Source organism: Paenibacillus zanthoxyli JH29, assembly GCF_000520715.1.
Classification (GTDB): domain Bacteria; phylum Bacillota; class Bacilli; order Paenibacillales; family Paenibacillaceae; genus Paenibacillus_AQ; species Paenibacillus_AQ zanthoxyli.
The window spans coordinates 1-376 of sequence record NZ_ASSD01000335.1 but is presented as its reverse complement, the minus strand read 5'-3'; the positions used below and the strand labels follow the sequence as shown (position 1 = coordinate 376).

Genomic DNA, 376 nt, shown 5'->3' with positions numbered 1-376 from the left:
ATCGACGGCCGCGATCCCGGCAGCGAGCCGCTGCGCTGCACGGCGAAGTTCCGGTACCGCCAGCCGGATCAGGGCGTTACGGTGACGAAGCGCGAAGACGGCATGCTGCATGTGGCCTTCGATACACCGCAGAAGGCGATTACGCCCGGACAGGCCGTCGTATTTTATGACGGCGAGGTCTGCCTTGGCGGCGGAATCATCGAATACGCCGAGAAGGTTGTGCCGCAGCCGCAGTAACCCGCTCGTCTGATCGGGGAAGCAATGCGCTTCGCCCAGGGGAAGCCTTTAAAGACCAAGAGCCTTTGTTAGAGCGTGCTTAGCAGCGCGCCGGCAAGGGCTCTTTTTTCCGCCTTAAAATCTGGCTATCGGACGCTTC

Annotated in this window: 1 protein-coding gene; it reads left to right on the top strand. The window is 61.2% G+C overall.

Annotated features, from left to right (window positions below):
* A partial coding sequence (locus L691_RS28715) for an aminomethyltransferase beta-barrel domain-containing protein (RefSeq protein ID WP_036736830.1) occupies positions 1-237 on the top strand: 237 nt, incomplete at its 5' end.
* Positions 238-376 lie beyond the last annotated feature (139 nt).